At 49.1% G+C, this 7,573-nt stretch carries 6 protein-coding genes and 6 tRNA genes; 7 read left to right on the top strand and 5 right to left on the bottom strand.

Features of this window, described 5'->3' with window-relative positions; all coding sequences use genetic code 11:
- The first annotated feature begins 229 nt into the window (after positions 1–229).
- The 7 genes from DWZ45_RS05975 (at position 230) to DWZ45_RS06005 (ending at position 1,642) form a co-directional block, all read left to right on the top strand.
- Positions 230–302 (top strand) — tRNA-Val (locus DWZ45_RS05975).
- Between the two features lie 18 nt (positions 303–320).
- A tRNA-Met gene (locus tag DWZ45_RS05980) sits at positions 321–394 on the top strand.
- Between the two features lie 8 nt (positions 395–402).
- Positions 403–475 (top strand) — tRNA-Val (locus DWZ45_RS05985).
- Positions 476–493: 18 nt separating this feature from the next.
- A tRNA-Met gene (locus tag DWZ45_RS05990) sits at positions 494–567 on the top strand.
- Positions 568–575: 8 nt separating this feature from the next.
- Positions 576–648 (top strand) — tRNA-Val (locus tag DWZ45_RS05995).
- Positions 649–666: 18 nt separating this feature from the next.
- Positions 667–740, top strand: a tRNA-Met gene (locus tag DWZ45_RS06000).
- A 236-nt stretch (positions 741–976) separates the two neighbouring features.
- A complete protein-coding gene (locus DWZ45_RS06005) occupies positions 977–1,642 on the top strand; it encodes a phosphatase PAP2 family protein (RefSeq protein WP_118468328.1) in 666 nt (221 codons plus the stop codon).
- Positions 1,643–1,930: 288 nt separating this feature from the next.
- On the opposite strand, the gene DWZ45_RS06010 is transcribed toward DWZ45_RS06005, so the two are convergent.
- The 5 genes from DWZ45_RS06010 to DWZ45_RS06030 form a co-directional block, all read right to left on the bottom strand.
- Positions 1,931–2,950, bottom strand: a complete 1,020-nt coding sequence (locus DWZ45_RS06010; protein ID WP_107000480.1) for a glycosyltransferase family 2 protein — start codon at positions 2,948–2,950, stop codon at positions 1,931–1,933.
- Positions 2,951–2,964: 14 nt separating this feature from the next.
- The gene (locus DWZ45_RS06015; protein WP_118468127.1) at positions 2,965–3,558 is read right to left on the bottom strand and encodes a hydrolase; all 594 of its coding nucleotides are present in this window, start codon (positions 3,556–3,558) and stop codon (positions 2,965–2,967) included.
- A 165-nt stretch (positions 3,559–3,723) separates the two neighbouring features.
- Positions 3,724–5,004, bottom strand: coding sequence for a D-alanyl-D-alanine carboxypeptidase family protein (locus DWZ45_RS06020; protein ID WP_118468129.1), 1,281 nt, complete (start codon positions 5,002–5,004; stop codon positions 3,724–3,726).
- 69 nt (positions 5,005–5,073) lie between these two features.
- Complete coding sequence (locus DWZ45_RS06025; protein ID WP_118468131.1) at positions 5,074–7,146, bottom strand: aminopeptidase; 2,073 nt, start codon at positions 7,144–7,146, stop codon at positions 5,074–5,076.
- Between the two features lie 127 nt (positions 7,147–7,273).
- Positions 7,274–7,573 (bottom strand): calcium:proton exchanger (locus DWZ45_RS06030; protein WP_118468330.1); only part of this gene is annotated, 300 nt, incomplete at its 5' end.

Here is a 7,573-nt window from a genome sequence, read left to right on the forward strand (position 1 = left end):
TTTCCGAAAATACAGAAACTCCCCTGCTGGGCCGTTATATTTTATCTTTTACCCTGCCAGAATACCTGTCACAGGATACAGCGCCATTACAATTTTGCATGAGATAAGTATACCATACTTCCTTTTAAATGATAAGAAAATTTCTATAAATTATTTTCTCAAAAGTGTTGACAATCTTGAAAATTTATATTATACTTGCAAAGCAGTCGTGATTTGTGCGAGTGTCAGCGGGATCTTAGCTCAGCTGGGAGAGCATCTGCCTTACAAGCAGAGGGTCACAGGTTCGAGCCCTGTAGGTCCCACTTTTTAAAATTTAATATGGCGAGATAGCTCAGTTGGCTAGAGCACGCGGTTCATACCCGCGGTGTCGAGGGTTCGAATCCCCCTCTCGCTATTTTTTCTGGGATCTTAGCTCAGCTGGGAGAGCATCTGCCTTACAAGCAGAGGGTCACAGGTTCGAGCCCTGTAGGTCCCACTTTTCTAAATTTAATATGGCGAGATAGCTCAGTTGGCTAGAGCACGCGGTTCATACCCGCGGTGTCGAGGGTTCGAATCCCCCTCTCGCTATTTTATCTGGGATCTTAGCTCAGCTGGGAGAGCATCTGCCTTACAAGCAGAGGGTCACAGGTTCGAGCCCTGTAGGTCCCACTTTTCTAAATTTAATATGGCGAGATAGCTCAGTTGGCTAGAGCACGCGGTTCATACCCGCGGTGTCGAGGGTTCGAATCCCCCTCTCGCTATTGATGAAGCAGCTTGCAGTTGAGCAAGCTGTTTTTATTTTACTTAAAGTCCCTGTCCATCCATAAAATTTTTGTTTAACAAATTTCACATTCCATAACCTTTTTCTTAATATTTATAACAATCCCTATTTAGCCTTGAAGTTGGCGGGTGAGTGTGCTATAATCAGACGAACTTGGAGAGATGTTAAAATAATGTTAATTTATTTATGATAAAAAGAAAATCGAGGTTGATTGATATGAAACATTTTCTGAAGGAACTCCTGAAGAAATACGGGCATATATGGATTCTGGGATACGGATTTATCTATCTTCCGTGGTTTATGCATCTGGAAAAAACCGTGACCTCCAATTACCATATCATGCACTCATCGCTGGATGATATGATTCCGTTTAATGAATACTTCGTCATCCCATATTTACTGTGGTTCGCCTATGTGACCGCTGCGATTGCATACCTGTTCTTCAAGAACAAAGAAGAATATTACCGGTTATGTGCATTTTTATTTACCGGCATGACGCTGTCACTCTTAATCTGCACCCTGTTCCCGAATGGAACTGACCTGCGGACCGCCGTAGACCCGGACAAGAACCTCTGTTCCCGTCTTGTCTATATGCTCCACCAGGCTGACACGAACACGAATGTATTTCCAAGCATCCACGTGTACAATTCCATCGGAACCCACATCGCGGTCATGAAGAGTGAATCTCTGAAAAAGCACAAAGTAATTCGGATTCTTTCCGGTATCCTGATGGTCGCTATCTGCATAGCAACTGTCTCGCTGAAGCAGCACTCGGTTCTGGACGTCGCAGGCGCGATTCTTTTAAGCGCAGCTATCTATCCGTTAGTATATGCGGGAAGCACGCAGGAAGAGACAGAGAACGAACCGGAATATATTCGCTAAAGGATTTCTCAAGACAAGTAAACATAAGCTGGCGCCAAAGTATGACAGGTGCCAGCTTTTTATCTGCGATAAATCCCCCCTGCCGCAGCCGTTACGAAAACTAGGTTTCTAACATTCATCACGTGGTAATCCCTTATCGAATCATATCTAATGATTGACATAGAATCAGAAAATCCGACCATCTGGAAACACTCGACTTTCCAGACGATCGGATCTTTTAATTTCACTTTTATGATAGATTTGATTTCGTTTTCTAATCCATATTATTTCAATTTTTATAATGAATTTCTAGTTAAACCCATAAAACTTCTGCGAAATCTTATAGCAGGCGATCGACACCTTCCGTCCGCCTTTTCCCGGCAGGTTTACGCCCTGTCCGAGGAAGCCCCAGCGCAGGCGCATATACAGCGTGAAATTCTGCTGTTTCAGATACTGCCACAGTTCTTTTTTCTTCTTCAGATTCTCCTCTGTCTCCGAGCGGATCGCCAGAATTGAAGTAACTGTCATCATGATCTCCAGATAGCGGACCATGTAGTGGCGCAGCTTTGGATTCTTGATCTTGGTCACATCGTAATATCCCAGCATCAGCTTCGTGACGAGTATCTGCTGATCAATACGGCTGATCATGACTTTTTCATTGACTGACTGATCGTCGCGTCCGATGAAATAGCGGTAAAAATTCACATCCAGGTAGTACATGGATTTTACGTGTGGAAGCGGCTGATATACAAAAATATTATCCACGTAGAACGTATGCTTTGGCAGTTCCAAGCCGCAGTTCCGAAGCATTTCCACACGGTAAATGACCGAATGCATCAGGATATACTGTCCCAGGCGGAAGCCTCTTGCACCGTTCCAGTCGATGAGCTGGCGTTTTGGGAGCGCCATGTTGTAGTTCATGACCTTTTTGTGTTTTGCGCCCTGTTTCTCATAAACGAAGTTGGTAATCAGCATATCCAGCGTCACATTGTCATGGACAAATTTGCGCAGCGTATCCAGAACCTCCATATATGCCTCTTCGTTGACCCAGTCATCGCTGTCCACGACCTTATAATAGACGCCCGTCGCATTGCGCAGTCCCGCATTGACGGCCTCACCGTGACCACCGTTTTCCTGATGAATCGCCCGGCAAATTCCCGGATAGTTTCTCTCATACTCATCGGCAATCTCCGCCGTATTATCTTTTGTGGAACCGTCATCCACGATCAGGATCTCCACCTCATCGCCGCCCGGCAGCAGGGATTCGATGCAGTTACGCATATATGCCGCCGAATTGTAACACGGAATCGCTACCGACAACAGTTTCATTGGTTTATTTTCTCTCAAAACTCCAGTTCCTCCATCTCTTTGTTGACCCGATCCTCACAGGAACGCATGGCGAGAATCGTCTGTTCCATCAATTTGTCTAATTCCCAGCCAAGCTGCTCTGCCCCGCGGCGGATCACATCTCTGGAACATCCAGCCGCAAATTTCTTGTCCTTAAATTTCTTCTTAAGACTTGAAAGCTCCATGTCCTTGGTGCTCTTGGACGGGCGCATCTTCGCCGCCGCCCAGATAAGCCCTGTCAGCTCATCGGCTGCAAACAACACCTTTTCCATCTCATGTTCCGGAGCCACATCCACCCGTATGCCATAGCCGTGGCTGACAACCGCATGGACTAAATCTTCCTCTGCGCCTCCGTCGCGCAGAAGCTCCGGTGCCCGCTCGCAGTGTTCTTCCGGATAAAGTTCAAAATCAATGTCATGCAGCAGTCCTGCCATGCCCCAGAATGCTTTTTCGTCCCCGTATCCCAGCTGCTCAGCATACCACTCCATGACGCCCTCCACGGTCAGTCCATGTAAAATATGAAATGGTTCTTTATTATACTTGCGAAGGAGCGCAAGCCCCTGTTCTCTGCTCAGTGATGTCTGTTTCATCCTCCGTGCCTCTCTTTCCACGTTTCCGTGTCCGGATCCTTGATTCTCAGTAATTCACACTATCTATAGTTATAACAAAATTAACCAGCAAAATAAAGCAGATTTTTGTAAAAGTATTGTGAACAAGTCGTTGCTGTTCACGCATACGTGCCCAGTAATAACAACTCAAACTCCCCATGTCTGCCACATTGACTGAAATTCTCTTTCAAAATAAGTTACGCATCGTCTTAAACACCACTCATAATCAATCTTCTCCACTGTTTCTGCCGCATAGATCGGATAAGCAGCCACCTGCTCGTCATTAATATAATAGGATGCCTGCCCGACCTCCTGTCCTTCATGAACCGGTGCTTCCAGCTCGGTCGGGTACTCATAACGGATGTCTGGCTTCTCGTCCGCGCGCAGAAGCATCAGAAACATCTGTTTTTCCGATGGCAGATTCAGTGTGAGCGCCGTCGTTCCTTTCATGCCCCGCCTCACCTCCACCTCCGGAAATGTTTTCTCCCGGTCAAATATATCATACCAGTTATATGTATCAAATGCATACTGATCGAGTTTCCGCATATCCGCCCATTTGTACGTCTTGTGCGGCGGCCACCCGCAGCCGAGAAGCGCCACCGTAAATGCTTTTCCCTCTTTTTTTAACGCCGCCACATAACAGTACCCGGCTTTCCCGGTAAATCCTGTCTTGCCCGACAGCACCTCCGCGCACTGGCTTAAAAGCGCGTTGTGGTTTGCCAGGTAAAATGAACGGTTTCCCGACTCATCCTGAATCGTCCGTGATGCCGTACGGGTAATTTCCAGAAATGTTTCGCGGCACGGCGACTGGAACGCGCAGTAGCGCATGATCCGCGCCATATCCGCCGCAGAAGCGCTGTGTTCGTTTCCATCCTCATCCGCAACGTCCAGACCGTTCGGTGTCACGAAACAAACATTCTTACATCCTATCTCCCGCGCTTTCCGGTTCATTTTCTCCGCAAATCCTTCCACACTTCCCCCGATGTGCTCCGCCACCGCCACAGCGCTGTCGTTGTGGGATTCCAGCATCAGGGAATAGAGTAGATCCGATAGGCGGTACCGCTCCCCCGCCCGCATATTGAGCTGGACATCCGGCATGGAGGCCGCTTTCTCTGATACCTCGACCCAGTCATCGGGATTTCCCTGTTCCAGCGCGAGAATGCAGGTCAGAATCTTCGTCGTGCTTGCCATCGGATAAGCGGTATCCGCATCTTTCCCCGCCAGAATACGCCCACTGTCCGCATCCATGAGAACCCAGGCGCGGGCGTGAAGGGTCTGTTGTAGAGAAGTCTCTTTCTCTCCCAGAATCTCTTTATTTTCTATGTTTTCACGAACAAAAACCGCCCCGCCGGCCGGAACCAACTGAATCATCGCCAGTATACTTCCTGCCAGCAGAACGGCTATCCATTTTCTGATTCTATCTCCCATCCGGCTGCTCCGGAATCCCTTTTCAGGAGATTATATGAGAATAAACCTGTTTTCTATGACTTTTTCTTTTTATTTTTCCAGCGGCTCATTCAGCTTCTCCGTCCCCGGCAGCGCAAACCGTCCGCCCGCGATGATCTTTACACTCGTTCCATCTGGATGAATCGCCTCGATCGTATCCAGCTCGGAGTACGGGATTGTAATGTCTGTATGGCAGCCAAAATATGCCTCCTGCGGGTTTTCTTTGCGTTTTGCTGAAATCTCATTCTCACGCGCCACCATCTCGCGTCCATCCGGGTTGAAGACCGGGCAGTCCTCCATCCAGCTGTAGCAGGTATCGCCTACCGCAAAGTGCGGTCCCATCTTCTCGGCAATCAGAATCGGGAATTTGTCGAGAATGCCGTAGCGCAGCGCTACCTCATACGCAGTTGTGTTGGTACCAATCGCAAACTCGCCCATCGGCAGCGTCTCATGGTTTTTGAGGATCATCTGTTTCACTAACGCCTTATTTTCCTCTTCCGTCTCAAAGTTTTTGCAGGTATAGGAGACAGCGATACCATTTTCAAACCGGATTTCCAGATCTTTGAACTGAAATTCCCCAATATAGACGCTGCCGACATGCAGAAGCCCGTTTGTCCCAGCAAGCTGCGGGGAGGTAAAGACTTCTCCAACCGGAATATTTACATCCGCCACACAGTTTTCGAAATTCGACTGTTTCGTCGGCCCAGCAAGCGTGTGAAGCTGTACGGTCAGATCGGTACGGTTGCCGCCGCGTCCGCTGATGTGGACTTGCGATGCCTGATCCAGTTCGTTGATCATGATCTGCTGGATGTCGCGGTACAGCTCATAGTCCAGCGTATTGATGCGGATCGTCTCCTTAAAAATCGCCTCAAACTCCGCTCCGATCTCCGGAAGCGGGAATGCAATGATTGTGAAGCTCGTCTCCGTTCCCGGAATATACGCGTCCACAATCTGCATCGCCTCATTGCTGTAGGATAACAGCAGTTTCTCCTGTTTTTCACTTAAAGAAAAGGCTGCTGCTGCATTGACCGGCTCAAATCCGGCCTCGCCGAAGGTTTCCACAACTGCCGGACCGGCATATACCGACGCCAGATCCTTGTATGTCTCATATGCCACCTTCAAAATAGACAGTTTCCGCTCACGAAAGGCCTTGTCCAGGTAAACCGCATTGTCGTAGCGGTGATCATACTCGTACTGGCGGTTCGCCGGTGTGCCATAGTAACCGTTCGTGCGCGCCGCCATCCGGTTCACCGTGCCGATGGAGGCGCGGGCAATGATCGGCTCCAGACCGAGTTCGCGGAAATTTTCCACTGCCATCCGGATCATGCGCTCAAATCCGATGTGGTAACGGATCTGCACCGTTTTCTTGCCCTCATAGCTGCGTCCGGTCGCCGCAAATCCCTTGCGGTAGCCTTCTGTGTAGGTATCTGCCATCCGGCGTACCGTCTCCTCCGGCAGCTCATTCATAAAACGTGCCGTCGCAAGCTCTGTCTCCGAGATATATTCGCCAAACCGGTACAGATAACGCAGATCATTTAAATCACTGTCCATGATGATCGATTTTCCAAAATCCAGCGACGGATCCAGCGTCTCACGCACCCGCCACGGAAGCATCCTGTCGCAATAATCACTGACAAAATAGTAGAGCGGCTCGCGAAGCTCCGTCACCTCCGGAGTACCGCCCTCAAACAGGTTGTAAACCTCAATAAACAGTTCCTCCAACACCGTCACATCCACCAGACGGCTCTCATAGGCGTAAACGATCGCGCTGCGGATCTCCGTATAGAGAAATGACAGCCACGGACCATAGTTCTCTCCCAGCTCTTTTGCCGCATAGTCCGGGTTCGCAAAGCTCTTCCCATACGCCCCTGGAAGTATATCCGCATAAAGCGTCCGGTTAAATTCTGTTGCCTCTTTCTGGCTCATCGCCGCCAGCGTCCCATCCATCTGTTTCTGGAAGGTTTCTTCTATCAGCTCGATAAACTGGACGGTGCGCTCAAAAAATGCCCGGTATGGCTCGCCAACCGTCGCTTCTTCTTTCATATGGCCGATGCGCTCCATCGCGAGCTCATGGCGCTCCGCAACCGCCTCATTTTCTTCTTTCAAAAGTTCCCAATATTTCATGTTCAGATATTTCCCTCCTTCTGCCATCGCCAAATTTCACTTTCAAACCACGCCCGCCGCAAAGGCTCTTACCGGCGTTCCATTGGTCCGGCATTCCAGGCAAGCCACGCATAAAAACCATTCATTCTTAGCCCCGGATGCCAATCAAAATCGTCACAATCCACCAGATGACCAGAAGCCCCGACAAAATCGTACCAATTTTCGCGAATATATAATTTTTTTCTTCTTCTTTAAAAGATTTCCATCCGTACATCAGCGACGCCACGGAAAATAATATGCTCGAAAAGCACATCGACAGCGCGCCGACCGGCGTATTGCCCTGGCTGCGGACACTGAATGCCATCCCTGCCACGCACAGCAGCAGACCGACTCCCGCCAGTCCCAGGCAGAGATAGCCGTGTTCTGCCATCGGCTTTTGGGTATAAGA

This window comes from Clostridium sp. AF32-7AC (genome assembly GCF_003477925.1).
Taxonomy (GTDB): Bacteria; Bacillota; Clostridia; order Lachnospirales; family Lachnospiraceae; genus Otoolea; species Otoolea fessa.